The 14,374-nt window shown below is 51.8% G+C and carries 14 protein-coding genes and 6 tRNA genes; 9 read left to right on the forward strand and 11 right to left on the reverse strand.

Annotated elements, in window-relative coordinates; genetic code table 11:
* Nucleotides 1-5: 5 nt before the first annotated feature.
* Together GWK74_03775 and GWK74_03780 are read right to left on the reverse strand one after the other, a co-directional pair.
* On the reverse strand, nt 6-2,177 hold the full coding sequence (locus GWK74_03775) for a hypothetical protein (GenBank protein QHU90613.1): 2,172 nt from the start codon (nt 2,175-2,177) through the stop codon (nt 6-8).
* 13 nt (nt 2,178-2,190) lie between these two features.
* Nucleotides 2,191-3,345, reverse strand: a complete 1,155-nt coding sequence (locus GWK74_03780; GenBank protein QHU90614.1) for a hypothetical protein — start codon at nt 3,343-3,345, stop codon at nt 2,191-2,193.
* Between the two features lie 58 nt (nt 3,346-3,403).
* Here GWK74_03780 and GWK74_03785 point away from each other — a divergent pair, with 58 nt between their 5' ends.
* Nucleotides 3,404-3,775 carry a response regulator gene (locus GWK74_03785; GenBank protein QHU90615.1) on the forward strand — a complete coding sequence of 124 codons (372 nt, stop codon included), beginning with the start codon at nt 3,404-3,406 and terminating at the stop codon, nt 3,773-3,775.
* Between the two features lie 4 nt (nt 3,776-3,779).
* Here the strand turns inward: GWK74_03785 and GWK74_03790 are convergent, their stop codons facing one another.
* Complete coding sequence (locus tag GWK74_03790) at nt 3,780-4,589, reverse strand: hypothetical protein (protein ID QHU90616.1); 810 nt, start codon at nt 4,587-4,589, stop codon at nt 3,780-3,782.
* Nucleotides 4,590-4,669: 80 nt separating this feature from the next.
* Between GWK74_03790 and GWK74_03795 the strand changes: the two genes are divergently transcribed.
* Nucleotides 4,670-4,746, forward strand: a tRNA-His gene (locus tag GWK74_03795).
* Nucleotides 4,747-4,819: 73 nt separating this feature from the next.
* A tRNA-Lys gene (locus tag GWK74_03800) sits at nt 4,820-4,896 on the forward strand.
* Between the two features lie 57 nt (nt 4,897-4,953).
* Here the strand turns inward: GWK74_03800 and GWK74_03805 are convergent.
* On the reverse strand, nt 4,954-5,370 hold the full coding sequence (locus GWK74_03805) for a hypothetical protein (protein QHU90617.1): 417 nt from the start codon (nt 5,368-5,370) through the stop codon (nt 4,954-4,956).
* A gap of 22 nt (nt 5,371-5,392) precedes the next feature.
* A tRNA-Arg gene (locus tag GWK74_03810) sits at nt 5,393-5,469 on the reverse strand.
* A 43-nt stretch (nt 5,470-5,512) separates the two neighbouring features.
* Here GWK74_03810 and GWK74_03815 point away from each other — a divergent pair.
* Both GWK74_03815 and glgP read left to right on the forward strand, forming a co-directional pair.
* Nucleotides 5,513-5,587: transfer RNA gene (locus GWK74_03815), tRNA-Gly, on the forward strand.
* 34 nt (nt 5,588-5,621) lie between these two features.
* A complete protein-coding gene (glgP, locus tag GWK74_03820) occupies nt 5,622-7,391 on the forward strand; it encodes an alpha-glucan family phosphorylase (GenBank protein QHU90618.1) in 1,770 nt (589 codons plus the stop codon).
* Between the two features lie 24 nt (nt 7,392-7,415).
* Here the strand turns inward: glgP and GWK74_03825 are convergent, their stop codons facing one another.
* Nucleotides 7,416-8,939, reverse strand: a complete 1,524-nt coding sequence (locus GWK74_03825; protein QHU90619.1) for a UDP-N-acetylglucosamine 1-carboxyvinyltransferase — start codon at nt 8,937-8,939, stop codon at nt 7,416-7,418.
* 67 nt (nt 8,940-9,006) lie between these two features.
* Here GWK74_03825 and GWK74_03830 point away from each other — a divergent pair, with 67 nt between their 5' ends.
* On the forward strand, nt 9,007-10,278 hold the full coding sequence (locus GWK74_03830) for a serine hydroxymethyltransferase (GenBank protein QHU90620.1): 1,272 nt from the start codon (nt 9,007-9,009) through the stop codon (nt 10,276-10,278).
* Nucleotides 10,279-10,306: 28 nt separating this feature from the next.
* Nucleotides 10,307-10,729 carry a prepilin-type N-terminal cleavage/methylation domain-containing protein gene (locus GWK74_03835; protein ID QHU90621.1) on the forward strand — a complete coding sequence of 141 codons (423 nt, stop codon included), beginning with the start codon at nt 10,307-10,309 and terminating at the stop codon, nt 10,727-10,729.
* Nucleotides 10,730-10,818: 89 nt separating this feature from the next.
* On the opposite strand, the gene GWK74_03840 is transcribed toward GWK74_03835, so the two are convergent.
* The 5 genes from GWK74_03840 to murB form a co-directional block, all read right to left on the reverse strand.
* Complete coding sequence (locus GWK74_03840) at nt 10,819-11,244, reverse strand: prepilin-type N-terminal cleavage/methylation domain-containing protein (protein ID QHU90622.1); 426 nt, start codon at nt 11,242-11,244, stop codon at nt 10,819-10,821.
* A gap of 187 nt (nt 11,245-11,431) precedes the next feature.
* A complete protein-coding gene (locus GWK74_03845) occupies nt 11,432-12,094 on the reverse strand; it encodes a hypothetical protein (GenBank protein QHU90623.1) in 663 nt (220 codons plus the stop codon).
* On the reverse strand, nt 12,072-12,485 hold the full coding sequence (locus tag GWK74_03850; GenBank protein ID QHU90624.1) for a prepilin-type N-terminal cleavage/methylation domain-containing protein: 414 nt from the start codon (nt 12,483-12,485) through the stop codon (nt 12,072-12,074). The genes GWK74_03845 and GWK74_03850 overlap by 23 nt, the downstream gene beginning before the upstream one ends.
* Entirely contained in the window at nt 12,455-13,042 is a 588-nt protein-coding gene (locus tag GWK74_03855; GenBank protein ID QHU90625.1) for a prepilin-type N-terminal cleavage/methylation domain-containing protein, read from the reverse strand. The genes GWK74_03850 and GWK74_03855 overlap by 31 nt, the downstream gene beginning before the upstream one ends.
* Before the next feature lie 47 nt (nt 13,043-13,089).
* Nucleotides 13,090-14,118 carry a UDP-N-acetylmuramate dehydrogenase gene (murB, locus tag GWK74_03860; protein ID QHU90626.1) on the reverse strand — a complete coding sequence of 343 codons (1,029 nt, stop codon included), beginning with the start codon at nt 14,116-14,118 and terminating at the stop codon, nt 13,090-13,092.
* Between the two features lie 47 nt (nt 14,119-14,165).
* Here murB and GWK74_03865 point away from each other — a divergent pair.
* Together GWK74_03865 and GWK74_03870 are read left to right on the forward strand one after the other, a co-directional pair.
* A tRNA-Arg gene (locus GWK74_03865) sits at nt 14,166-14,242 on the forward strand.
* 50 nt (nt 14,243-14,292) lie between these two features.
* Nucleotides 14,293-14,369: transfer RNA gene (locus tag GWK74_03870), tRNA-Arg, on the forward strand.
* Nucleotides 14,370-14,374 lie beyond the last annotated feature (5 nt).

Below are 14,374 nucleotides of genomic sequence, written 5' to 3' on the forward strand. Positions count from 1 at the left end.
ATTTCTTAGCGACTTGTCACCTTTTTCTTGTTCACGGCCGGCCTATCAAGCGGCAGACGAAAACCAAACGTACTGCCCTTGTCTTCTTTTGACGTAAAGATCATTGATCCGCCGTGCTCTAACACAACTTTACGCGCCAAAAACAAGCCAACGCCCGTACCGTCAGGACGACGCTTGCGAGCATTTGAAGCGCGAAAGAATTTACCAAACACGCCAGACTGCTCAGCTTTTGGCACACCGATGCCTTGGTCTTCGACCGTAAACACCACTTCCCGCGTATCGCAACAGAGCGACACCTTAACCGTCGTTTGTTCTTTAGAATAAAAGATTGCGTTATCAATCATGTTCATGATGACTTGGCGGAGCTTTTCGGCATCAATGGCCAACGTCGGAACATCGTCGTCAATATGCACCGAAAGAGTGATGTTATGCTGCTTGGCCACAATCTTCAGCAGAGCCATTTCACTTCGTACAATATCACTGAGTCTAGCCGGTTGACGATTCATCGTGAATGTCCCAGTCTGCAGACGAGAGATGCTGAGAAAGTCATTGATCAGTTGTACCATGCGCTCACTCGAGGAAAAGGCCTCGCGCAGAACAGCTTTCTGGGTCGGACAAACCGGACCGAGATCACCCTGGAGCAACATATCGAGATAGCCCTTGATACTGGTTAGCGGCGTCCGCAGCTGATGCGACGCCATAGAAATAAACTCATTCTTCGCCTCGTCTAGTCGCTGTAGCTGCTGGTTACTCATCCGCAGTTCCTGCGTCGCCGCCTCGACACGCTGCTGCAGCTCGGCATTCAGCTCATTCACCTCCTCCATCGACTGAGCATTTTTAATGGCAATCGCCAGCTCACCGCGCACCGCCCGAAGCATCGAGAGATCGCGCTCGACATAGTTATTTTTCTGACTTTCGCCGATCAGCACAAAACCAACGATATCCTCCTGTAGCGACAATGTCATGACGATAGCCAGCTTTTGTAGTTTCATCGTCCGCCGTAACTGCTCTGGCAGCGATTCGACAACCGCCACGTCATCGAGCTGCTCAAGCTGGTGTTGCATTACCAGCTCCGCTAGATCTACCTGCGGCGGACGAGTGTGTCCACGTGAGCCAAATATCCGAAAGCGACCATTATCATACACGGCAAAAATAACCTGACGCGCCTTGATAAGCCGTGTTAGGCACACCGCTAACCGAGTCGTCAGTAGTCGCAGCCCCATCGTATGTAGCAAAATTTGCCCAATCTCGTTGATAAAGCTTTCAATGGTATAGCCCTGTCGATAAAATAGCTTGTCAGTCAGGCGATCAAAAAACTGCTTGGTCGGTTGAAACAAAAACCCTAACAATAATGCCGCTAGCACACCCCAGAATCCTGGCATCCCGCCGCTATCATAACCGCTGAACGCACTGACGATCGCCGAAATACTATAGGTCGCCGTGTAGTATACGATTGTTAATAAGCTTAGCAGCATGGCGTACGCGATTGTTCGCACCGCCGCATCTTTCAAACCGAAGAGACGGTGCTTGACAATCGTCAGATATGCCAGCGGTATAAAAATAAAGGTGCTCAGCGGCCCAATCCAGATGAGGTCATAGCGACCAACAGCCGGCAGCAGTAAATTAAATATCATACCTACGCTGCCAGCAATGCCATAGGCATAGGAAATGAGTCGTAGCTGAGAGCGCACCAAGAGCGCACTGCGGCGACGAGCCTGATGCGCGAGGATGATAAGTGCCGCCAAAAACAGCAGTATGAAATACACCATATAGACGAAATAGCCGATCGGATGAATCACGACCGTATGATCATTCAGCGCCACCTGCGCTATCAGCCAATCAACTCGCACGATAATCATCGAAGCAATAATGCCAAATAACACCCAGGCAGTGGCTGGCACGTATTTTGTTGTTCGTCGTGCACCAATGTGAGTTGCCACTGAGATCATGGCTGCCGCGATCAGTGCTGCTCCGATGTAATATATCCTCAGGTATATCAGTGCCGCCGCCAGCACATTAGTCGCTAAAAACGCCGCGATACCCAATGCCCACAGCGCAATGCCAACCGTCAGCACAAAAAAGAACCGGGTTGCCAGCTGGCGTGGTTGATGAGCCACGACCATGAGGCCAAACACCAGCGACATTACCCCGGCAATGATCAGCCCCGCTATCTCCATGCCCACTCCCTCGTCATATTTCTAGTGTACCACCAACCTTTGGTCTACGCATAGCATACAGTGCATAGACGCCATCATCAGGACAATATACATCGACCCGCCAATCACCCAGACCCGCTGCCCCCGCGATCCGCTGCATTGTTTCGATTGACCGAGGCTGGATATGCGGCCACTGCACGACATTGAGCGTAAAGCCCAGCTGCGGATGCGTATCACGCATATTGCCAACTAACAGCAGCCCGCCAGGTTTCACCAGTTGAGCAGCATGAGCCAAGAAGGTTGCGGCATCAACCTGCAGCGCCGTCGGACCTTCATCTGAAAGTACCTCGGGCACATACTCCAAAATTCCAACAGCATCGACTGCATCATATGCAGCCGCCTCAAGGTCAACCCGTCGCCGCAGTGCTCGAGCTGCCACGTTGGTTTGCATGTCTACCTCAGGCGAGACTACACCCTGAGGGCGCAGAATATTCATACAGCGAACGTTGGTAAACTGCCCGACTTCCATTGTCTGGGCATACGTTTGCGCGGCCCTGAGCGCCGACCGATCAAGATCAACCAGTGTGACGCGCGGCGTAGGGTTGCCGCTCTCTTTGATATGCCGGAGCGCATGACAAACCGGCTGAGCAGCGCCGCAAGCCAGACTGACCCACTGCTGCTCTGCGGCGCCCAGAGACGCTTGATCAATAATGTGCCTGGCAAGAATATCCTGAACAATTTCACCGCGACTGCGAATACCGTGCGCATCCAAAATATTACAGGCCCAGTCGCGCACCACTGGCGAGACCGGCTTGCCATTCGCTAATTGCTCAATACTCGGATCATATAACAAGTCTAGTGCCGCCGCCGTCGGTATCAGTTCCAACCAATTCTCGACGCCAGGAACCCGAGCGATCAACTCGTGTGTCGCTGGATTGGTATCATCAATCCTCGTTCGCTGGCGCCCAATCGCTGCGTTAAGATCACAATCACCATGAAAGCCCATACCAGTCAGCTCTTCTAGCTCCACCACTACCTTCTCGTGGGATTGCGTCTGATATCGGTCACGCATCGGCACTGGATGAATCCGCCACTGATTCAGCTCAAGTTCCGCCCTGCGCTCTGACAACTCAACCCAGCCATAACGATCTGGCTGAATAGTTATGCTTTTACGCTGCTTTATTGTCACTTTGCCCACCTCTTTTGTGCTAGTTTTACAATACACCACTGCCTGCTATAATACAATTATGGTTAAAATTGCTATCATTGAAGATGATGCGACGATCAGTCAGATGTACCGAATGAAGTTCGAGGCGGACGGGTTTGACGTGCGACTAGCGAGTAATGGTACAATTGGCGTGGCACTCGTCGAATCGTTTCGTCCAGATGTCATTTTACTTGATATCCAGATGCCAGAGATGGATGGAGCCGAGGCCTTGCGACGTATTCGCTCACACGCGTGGGGCAAGACCATACCGGTTATCGTACTGACCAACCTCGGCGAAGAAGAAGCTCCGCGCGAGATGCGCTCACTCGGCATCCAAGGCTACATTGTCAAGGCCAACCTCACCCCACGCCAAGTCGTCGCCCAGGTCAAATCAGTCATTACAAAGCCGTGAGTTTCTACCGGATATTGACCCGGTGTAGGCACGCGGTAATCACATTATCAAACAATGCGCTCACCGTCAGCGGGCCGACGCCGCCTTTTTCTGGTGTCAGGTGGATATCAGTACGCGTCCGGTTTGCTGGTGCCACGTCACCAACAATCTTACCATCCTCCGAGGCGGTGCCTGCATCGACTACCACAGCACCAGGTCGGATCATGTTCGGCTGAATCAATCCCGCCACACCAGTTGCCGTGACGATGACATCATATTCGTGTAGTCGCGATAAATCATCACCCCGACTAAATACCGTTACGTCCAGCCCCGACGCTCGCCACATCCGCTCGAGCGGCGCACCGACCAGCCGCCCACGCCCAACAATAGCCAACCTTTTACCAGCCAGCTCCACACTATAGCCCGCTAACAGCCAATTGATGGCCATCGGTGTCGCCGGGTCAAACAGCGTTTGCTCAGAATTGAGACCATCGACGTCTTTTTCCGGTGCCACCAACCGCACAATTTGATCGGTCTGCTCCGGCTCGGCCAGTGGTAGCTGGACGATAATTCCCTGGATGTCATCGCGTTGGTTCAGTGCCGTGATTGTCTCCGGTAGGTGACGAGTCGCCACCCGACAAATTTCTACCTCAATTAAAATGTCTGCACCGTAGCGCTGCTTGAGGCGCATGTAGGTAGTGATGACCGGATTGTCCGAATCGGTGACGATGGCGAGGCGTGGCTGGATGTGGTGCGCTTGACGGAGCATGCGGACTTGCTTGGCCTGACGCTCTTTAATAAACGACGCGAGTTCTGCACCATTGAGAGATTTCATTGTTTGATTGTAGCAAATCAGCATGAGCACGTCGAGCGCCTTGAGGTTGGTAGCCGCCTGTGGTATAATCGGGAAGCTTGGCGGATGTAGCTCAGTTGGTTAGAGCGCTGGATTGTGGCTCCGGAGGCCGTGGGTTCGAGCCCCATCATTCGCCCCAAGCATTGTCCGTAGCAAAAGGTGCGACGCTATGTTTACCTTCACCACTCATTATGCTATAATCTGGACTGATTGGGCCAGTAGCTCAGCTGGTTAGAGCACCTGCCTCTTAAGCAGGGTGTCGAGGGTTCGAGCCCCTCCTGGCCCTCCAAGGAATTATTAAACCCCAGTTTTCTGGGGTTTTAGTATGCATAATAAATCGTACTGCTTACGAAAATGGATCGTGGCCACGTGAAGGCGGCTCTTGAAATCGAGGCGATGATGGCGACGGACGAGTAATATTATCAGCAGGACCGCCCGGTGGCACACTGCCTGGGATATTTTGTGATGATAACGACGGTTCCGCTTGGCGCAGCGAATTACCCGCAAAGGTACGATTAGAGAGCGGAACATCACTAGTCGTGTCATGGTCTTCCAGTGTATCGTCAGCGCTCGTTGGCGGCATATAACCACGCGCACCCAGCGCTGATGACTGATAATTCCCGATCCGCTGGCGATCGCAGTTGCGGTCGCTCACTCGACGACTTCGACCGGTATTACCAAACGCCGGCTGCGTCCGTGGCCGATGCGCCATTAACCGCTGAACTAACCGACGCGACATTCGAGGTTTACCACTAGCATCCACGCGACCCTCCTTCGATCATTCCTGGCGCCCCGAGTAGGATTCGAACCTACGACCTTAGGCTTAGAAGTCCTCTGCTCTATCCAGCTGAGCTATCAGGGCATGTTCACATTATAGCATCTTTCTGGTACAATAGTGCAAGCTCGCGGGTGTAGTACAGCGGCTAGTATGCAAGTTTTCCAAACTTGAGATGGGAGTTCGATTCTCCCCACCCGCACCAATGTCAGATAATTTCAATCCGCGAAAAGGGCATCATGGATTCATATTCATACACAAACACGTCACCATATCAGCCACAGGACATCGAAGACGCCTCCGAATTTTATGACGTAATTGAGCGTAGCAGCCTGACGCATCAACTGTCTAAGTCACGGCCGTACATCTACTGGACAATGGAAATTTATGACAAGGCCAACGGCATCAAAGGTGGTGGCGGCCTGGGCGTATTGGCAGCAGACACGCGGCGGGTAGCCGAAAAGCTGGAAGTGCCATTTGTGGTGGTGACGCCATTTTACCGCAGCGAATCACATCAAAAAATTACCGACCTCGCACAAACTGAATACGTCGAAAAAGTCTCGCCCCAGGAGTATGGCTTTCATTATATTGATGAAGTTTCAGTCAGCTCCGCCGGCTTTCCCGATGCTAGCCTCAGCGTCTTTCGCAAGACGCTCGGCTCAACGCAATTTGTCACCATTTCAGAGCCAAACTTTGGGCAATTGTACGAAGGCGAAGGCTCGGGTGATCACCGGCTGTACCAGGAGGTAGCCCTTGGGTTTGGCGGCTATAAGGCCCTGAAACTACTCGGCATCAAACCAGCCGTCATTCAGCTCAATGAAACCGCAACAATTTTTGCGGCACTGGCTCGGCTGGACGAGCTATGCGCCAACGGTATGAACTTGTACGAAGCAATCGTTTACGTCCGCAAACACACACTCTACACCAACCACACCCTACTCCAGGCCGCTGAACCAGAGTTTCACCGCTCGCAATTTGAAAAATTAGTACTGCCAAACCTCAAAAGCAACGCCGTGCGCTGCTGGCTGATGGAGCAATTTCGTAACGACCGTTTGCGACCTAATTTGCTGGCAATTGAGTTGACCGAAGCCAAAAATGGCGTCAGTAAACTGCACGCCCGCGTGGCAAATTTCCGCGACCGCAACAACGACAAAGTCAAATTCCACGCCATCACCAACGGCATTGACCTGGAAACATGGGTGCTGCCGGAGATCCTGCAGACTTATCGTGAGCATACTATTATTGATAAATTTGGCTTGCCAACAGAGCAGTATCAAGAGGCAATCGCCACGCTACCCGCTAGCACCATTCGCTCGCTCAAACGCGTGGGCCGGCTGGAGCTAAACCGAGTCCTTATGGGGCGCAAGGATCAATACAACAACCCAGTTCACCTGCCCGAAGACGCGCTGGTATTTGACTTCAAACGGCGGTTCGCCAATTACAAGCGACCGCATCTACCATTTGAGCGCCCAGAGACACTCAGGCAGATTTTGCTCGATAGCAACGCTCACTACATCCTCGCCGGTAAGGTTCATCAGGGCGATCATGATATGTATCAGCAGCTCCTGACCATCCTCAAGCTCGTCGATAGCGACCCTGTCCTACGTGAGCGCGTCCACTACATTCAAGATTACGACGAGACCCTGGGACGAGCACTGGCGATTGGCTCAGACATTGCTATCAACGTGCCGATCATTGGCCTCGAGGCCTGCGGCACATCATGGGAAAAAGACATTGCCAATCTCAAGCTGCTCATCTCTACCAGTGACGGTGGTGTTGCTGACATTAAACCAATTGCCTGTCTCGAGGTGAGCGGTGTAAGTCCAGAGGACGAAACCACCTCGCTCTACGCTAATATGCGGCGGGCGGCACAAATTATCGCCAGCGATGAGCTACTGATGCAGCACATTCATCGCCAGCTCACGGCCTATCTACCGATCATATCAGGTGCACGAATGCTCAAGGATTATCTCAAGTTTCTGTTTCCCGCCCGCCACACAACCAAATAGAGCCGATGGCAGAACACTCCATAGCTACTCGGTGATAACTTCAATCTCTGCACCCAGTGAATTGAGCCGCTGTGCTAGTTCTTCGTAGCCGCGATTGATTGAATACACATCGCGCAGGATTGATACGCCCGGCGCCGCTAACATAGCGAGCAGTACCACAACCGACGGCCGCAGCGCTGGCGGTGCCACAACATCAGCGGGCTTCCACCTGGTCGGGCCAGTGATATACACCCGATGCGGATCAACCAGTTCAATCTGCGCATTCAATTTACTCAGCTCGGTGAAATAAATCGCTCGATTCTCATAGCTCCAATCGTGCACCAATGTCCGGCCTTTAGCGACGGTCGCAATCAGCCCCAAGAACGGCAGGTTATCCATATTAATTCCCGGAAACGGCAGCGCGTGAATCTTGTCTTTTGGCGCAACCAGCTCGGAATGTTTCAGTGTAATGTCCACTAAACGAGTTCGGCCATTATCGGCTGCATATTCCTCACTTAACTCATATTGCAAACTCATTTCAGCCAATGTCGCCAGCTCAATTTCCAAAAACTCAATCGGCGCCCGGCGCACCGTGATTTCTGAATCAGTCACCACGGCCGCCGCGATAAAGCTCATCGCCTCGATCGGGTCTTCAGATGGGTAATAATCGACTACCGTATTGATATGCGACCGGCCCGTGATTTTCAGTGTCGTTGTGCCGATACCCTCAACGCTCACGCCCAATTTCTGCAAAAAGAAACACACATCCTGCACCATATAGTTTGGGCTCGCATTGCGAATAATGGTGGTGTCCGGAGACAGTGCCGCCGCCATGATAACATTTTCTGTCACCGTATCACCGCGTTCAGTCAATAAAATTGTCCGATCGCCCGTTGTTGGCTCGACGCGCGCATGATAATATTCGCTCTCAGCGTCCACCTGCATCCCAAAATGCTTTAGCCCCGACAGGTGTGGCTCGACCGTACGCTTGCCAAGGTTACAGCCACCAGCAAATGGTAGCCGAAAATCATCATATTGATGGAGAAGTGGGCCAAGAAACATTAGTACTGTGCGCGTACGCTTGGCAGCAGTGATATCCATATCCTCCAGCCTCAGCCGCGCCGGTGGTATAATCTCCAGGTCGTTCTTTCGCAGCCAACGGGTTTTAACGCCAATCGAGTTGAGCACCTCAATGATCCGGTTAACCTCCTCGATACGTGCCACATGACGCAGCGTCGTTTTTCCCTTGTTGAGCAGGCTAGCGCAGAGCAGCCCCACGGCTGCATTCTTGCTCGTTTTGACCGATATATCACCAGAAAGTTTTTTGCCACCATGCACCCGAAAGTTCATCTTGCCTGAGTGGTTAAGCGTCACGATATCACAATTGAGTACATCGCTAATCCTCATTAGCATCTCGACGCTAATATTCTGACCACCGTTCTCGATACGGTTGATGGCACTTTGTGATGTACCAATGGCCTCAGCTAGCTGTGTCTGGGTGAGGCCTTTACGATTACGATTTTCGGTGATAATAACGCCGATTTTTTGGAGATAATTATTCATGCTCATAGCGTACAATATATCACACATGATATATAATGTAAAGTGCTATAATAGAGGAAAAGGAGGGAGTGTTATGCAAGATACGCAGGTCGCCGATTTAATTGCGGCAGAAATAGAACGGCAGCAGCTGGGGATCGAAATGATCCCAAGCGAAAATTACGTTTCAACTAGTGTACTCAAGGCGCTGGGCAGCGTCTTTACCAACAAATATTCTGAGGGTTACCCCGGACGACGCTATTACGGCGGACAAGAAAACACCGACCAAATTGAGCAGCTGGCGATTGACCGCGCTAAAACGCTATTTAGAGCCGACCACGCCAATGTCCAGCCGCACTCCGGCGCCCAGGCTAATGAGGCGGTGTATTATGCATGGTGCGAGCCTGGCGATACTATCCTAGCGATGGATTTGGCGCATGGCGGCCACCTGACGCATGGCGCGCCAGTCACCCGCTCAGCCCGTGAGTATACCTTCGTCCGCTACGGTATCAAGGATGTCGAGACTGGTGAAATTGACTATGAAGAAATTCGCCGTTTGGCGCTGAAACATCGGCCAAAGATTATCTTGGCGGGATTTTCAGCTTATCCGAGAGAGCTGGATTACGCCAGGTTTGCCGAGATCGGGCGCGAGGTTGGCGCCATGCTAATGGCAGACATGAGCCATATCGCCGGACTGATCGTCGGCGATCAAGCCAACAACCCATTTGACTATGGCTTTCACGTTATCACCACTACCACACACAAAACCTTACGCGGCCCGCGCGGCGGCTTGATTTTGTCAAAAGGCGTGGTCGGCAACCCTTTGAAGCGGCCAGAAAAAACCTTAGAGAACTTACCGACACTAATCGACCGGGCAGTCTTCCCTGGTACTCAAGGCGGCCCGCACATGCACACCATTGCCGCCAAGGCAGTGGCCTTTGGCGAGGCACTCCGCCCAGAGTTCACAGAATACGCCAGGCAAATTGTAAAGAATGCGACCGTGCTGGCAGATGAGCTGAAACGCGGCGGTCTCAAGTTAGTAACAGGCGGCACCAGTAATCACTTAGTGCTAGCAGATGTTTATGGCAGCTTTGGTATTGACGGTAAAACCGCTCAGGAGCGACTGGAGGCCAGCGGCATCACCGCCAACGCCAATGCCATACCCAACGACACCCTGCCGCCATTTCGTCCAAGCGGCCTGCGCCTCGGTACGCCAGCGGTAACCACTCGTGGCATGACCGAGGCAGAAATTAAACAAATTGCCAAGTGGATCATTACGGCAATCACCACAGAAGACCCAGCAGAATACGCAAATATTACGCGACAAACCACTAGCCTTGCGGCGCGTTTTCCGTTACCATATAACTAATACTACATAATTGGGGGGCAAATCAGAAATGATTTCTTCAAACAAAACTAAAGGTTTCACATTGGTTGAGCTCTTGATCGTTATCGTGGTCATCGCTATCTTGGCTGCTATTTCGATTGTGGCGTACAATGGTGTGACAAATAAGGCTCGGGATAGCGAGAGGTTAGCCAGCGCGCGCGACATCATCAACGCTGCCGCTGTGTACAACTCGGAAAAAGGCCACTGGCCGACGATAGCAGAGCTGGGGTCGTTTAATACGATTAGGTTACCTGACCAGGTAAAAAGTCGCCTCGGAACTACCGCACCAAGTCCAACCGATAAAAGCAAGTATCTATACGAGTTGTGCGGAACTGCTCCAAACGTTACCGGAGCAAAAGTTACCTACTGGAAAGAAGCTATTGATGGACACGAAGCTCACGAGAAGATAGTCAGTAGCGGTAGCGGTTGTTAAAACAAAGAGACAAACAAACTGTTATGCTGCTCGTATAAAAAGCCCCGGTAATTCCGGGGCTTTAGTGTAATAATACTACAGTAAGCTTACTAGCAGTTGCTACCAGTAGTAATCACCTGCTCGTGCTGAGCACTTCCTTCGATAATATCTTTCCAGTAGGTAACTTTAGCACCGGTGTTGTTATTGTTTGAGTCCTGACAAAGTTCGTATTTGTACTTGCCCTTATCGTTTGGACCTGGGGCAGTGTTGCCTATATTATCCTTCGCATTCTTTGATAGCTTAATCGTATCAAATCCCTTGATTTCGGTATCCGTTGGCCACTTATCCTTTTCAGAATTATATGCAGCTGCTGCGTTAATAATGTTACGCGCATCGGTTGCACGCTCATCATCCCGAGCCTTATTTGTCACACCATTGTACGCCACAATCGAAATAGCAGCCAAGATAGCGATGACCACGATAACGATCAAGAGCTCAACCAATGTGAAACCTTTAGTTTTGTTTGAAGAAATCATTTCTGATTTGCCCCCTATTTTTAGTTAGTTATTATTGTAACTTGATTGTAGCAAAGCGATTATAAAAGCGCAAGCATTTTATGAATAATTCCCTGATTCGACTCACGTTGGCCATAAAAACAGAGGTAGTACCTCAAAGCACTTCCTGCTCGGAACAGGCGTTATCCACACGACCCACCCGAACCCGCTATGGACACGAGGCGCCGGCAGTGCCGTTTACAGGAACATTGATTGACTTGACGAAGCGCTGACTGGAATATTCGATATTCTGACCCGCAACCGTCTTGGTTACCCCGAGGCTGACTTTGAGCGTACCGTCATTGATCTTGCAAACATTGAAATTAAGCACCGTACTGGTATCGATGATCGTTTCGACTGCCCCGTCCAACTGCCAGATACGGTCGGTGGCGCTCGGACATGAGCCATCGTACATCGTCTTGCGCTTGAGTTCCGAGCCACTCTGGAAATACTCAGTGGTATAGGTCTTGGCATCAGCGATAGCAACCGCTCCCCACGCCACGCCGCAATCACTTTTTTGGATCAGGCGCCGCGTCGAACTATAGGGGTTTTCGCTGGTAGCGAGACTATGTATGCGCACATACGAGGATGTTGTTCCCTCAAGCGTGGTACTGAGCCGTACATCTGCCTCAATTCGATCAAGTGCCGTTAGCACATCACTCTGTAATTGTGACTTGGCGCTGGTGACCATTGACGAACCAGTGAGATTAATGATTAGGCCAATAATACCCGCCAGTACCAAAATAATGACTGGCGCAATCGCCAAGATCTCGATCAGCGTAAAGCCCTGGCTGTACTGCCGGTTAGAATTAGCCCGAAATGTACGTCGCATGCACCACCTCCTGCGCTGGCGTTCCATAAGTAATAATTACCGCAACACGAATGACCGCGATGCTATTTGGCACTTTACAATATTCGACTCGAGCACGTACTGGATCCGGCAATGTTGGCGTGGTCGGTGGTGTCACGTGTTCAGTCTTGACCGCACCGCTGCCACAAACCTCAGATACTGTTTTATACAAGCCACGTTCACGTAGGATGCCGTAGCCGAGATTGGCAGCTTCTGAGGTGCGGCGAGCCTCGGTATTACGTGCCAATACCGCCCCGTACAGCTGGTAGCCGCTCATCAAAAAGATCCCAGCGATAATCAAGGTGATCATCAGTTCGACAACGGTGAAACCGCCCGCATGCTTTAGAGACGTTTGCTGTTGAGTACTTGCCATTTACCCGGCTCCTTTGTTTCTAAATGATAAAAAATCGTATAGCGTCGACAGGCCGCGCCCGCCTCATCACATACACCATCCTTAGCGCTGGCAACGTAGACGTACGCACCATTTGGATAGTTAGTGATCTTGGTGTTTTCGTAATCGTCTTTTTTGGCAAGCAGTTGACTAATGTTAGTTATTGGATTGACACCGAATGTACCGTTAATCGCCGAAATGAGGCGTTCTCGATCCAGTGGGCCGGTCTTGGCGGCACCACCCAGTTCGTCAAACGCCGCTGCAAACTGCGCCGCAGTCATCTTGCCAGCGCCACTAGCACCAGAAACGTACGCCGGATAGCCGCCAGCGGGCTTGATGACGTTACCGGCACTGTCACGAATTTCCCGTGGATAGACGCTCTCGAGATAGTTCTGCAAGGCTAGCACATCGGCCTCACGCTCCTTATCGCGTGCCGCCGCCTGATAATTACGAAAACTCAATGTTGCGAGCACCAGTAGAATTGCCATGACAGCAATAGCAATGATCAGCTCGACTAGCGTAAACCCCCGTCCCTTCATACCCCCATCATACTCGGAAATATGCATAAGCGCAAGCGTTTTGGCGCTCAAATTTCCAACGGTTCTTGCTGGATCTGGATGTGGAACTTATCGTACACCGCCTGGATAATGGCGTCACGTGCCGCCGCCAGATCGTGGTAGCTGGTCGCCGACTCGTTGATCAATACCAGCGCGTTCTTGTCGTGCACCCGCATGCCGTGAAGCAACGCCCCCTTGAGCCCAGCCTGCTCGATCAACCAACCCGTCGGTACCTTGTGTCGGCCGTCCGGCATGTCATAGCACGGGACATCTGGATACTGTTCACGAAGTTCATTCAGCTGCCATGATTCGATCAGCGCGTTCTTGAAGAATGAACCAGCGTTGGGTCGCTCGGTCGGATCAGGCAGCTTATCAAACCGAATCGCCATCACCGCGTCACGAATCACCTGCGGCGTAAAGGTCGTGATGTTCATGTTGGTCAAATACCGCTGCAAGCCGGCATAGAACGGCGGTTTTGGCGCTGCGTGATGGAGCTTGATGGTAATTGAGAGAATGCAGTAGCGACCGCTCGCCTCACCGCGAAAAATACTATGCCGATACGAAAACCCACACTCTGCCGCGCTCAAGGTTACCACCCGGTCAGTCAGTGAGTCGTACGCCTCTAGCTCAGTGAGCACATCAGCAACTTCCTGACCATACGCACCGACATTTTGCACCGGCGCAGCGCCGGCTGTACCGGGGATAGCCGACATCGCTTCAATGCCGCTCAGATCCATGGCGACCGTACGCTTGACTACATCGTCCCATATTTCACCCGCACCAATCTTGATCGTTGCCGTCTGACCATCGTCAGTCAGTACTTCAAACCCCTTGATTCGATTGAGCAACACCGCCCCCTCAAACCCTTCGTCGCGAGCGATGACATTACTGCCGCCGCCGAGGACAAAGATCGGTATACCCTGCACCTTGGCACTGTTATATAGCTCCCTAACCTCATTCACCGACGTCGCCGATGCCATAAAGCGTGCTGTGCCGCCGAGGCACATCGTCGTATATTGTTGCAACGGAATCTCTGTTCGTATCTCCATATGATACATTATATCATTTCTATTTCGGCGCGGCGCGTGGTATAATACCCTCGTGTGCACCCGTAGCTCAGCGGATTAGAGTACTTGGCTTCGAACCAAGGGGTCGCAAGTTCGAATCTTGCCGGGTGTACCATTGAATTTCGCGCTTTCCCACCGGACCTTTTCCCGTCAGCGCGTTAGTGTGCCCCGTTAGCTCAACTGGATAGAGCGTTGGTTTCCGGTACCAAAGGTTGCAGGTTCGATTCCTGTGCGGGGTACCACTATA

The sequence above is a fragment of the Candidatus Saccharibacteria bacterium oral taxon 488 genome, assembly GCA_010202115.1.
Classification (GTDB): domain Bacteria; phylum Patescibacteriota; class Saccharimonadia; order Saccharimonadales; family Saccharimonadaceae; genus Nanosynbacter.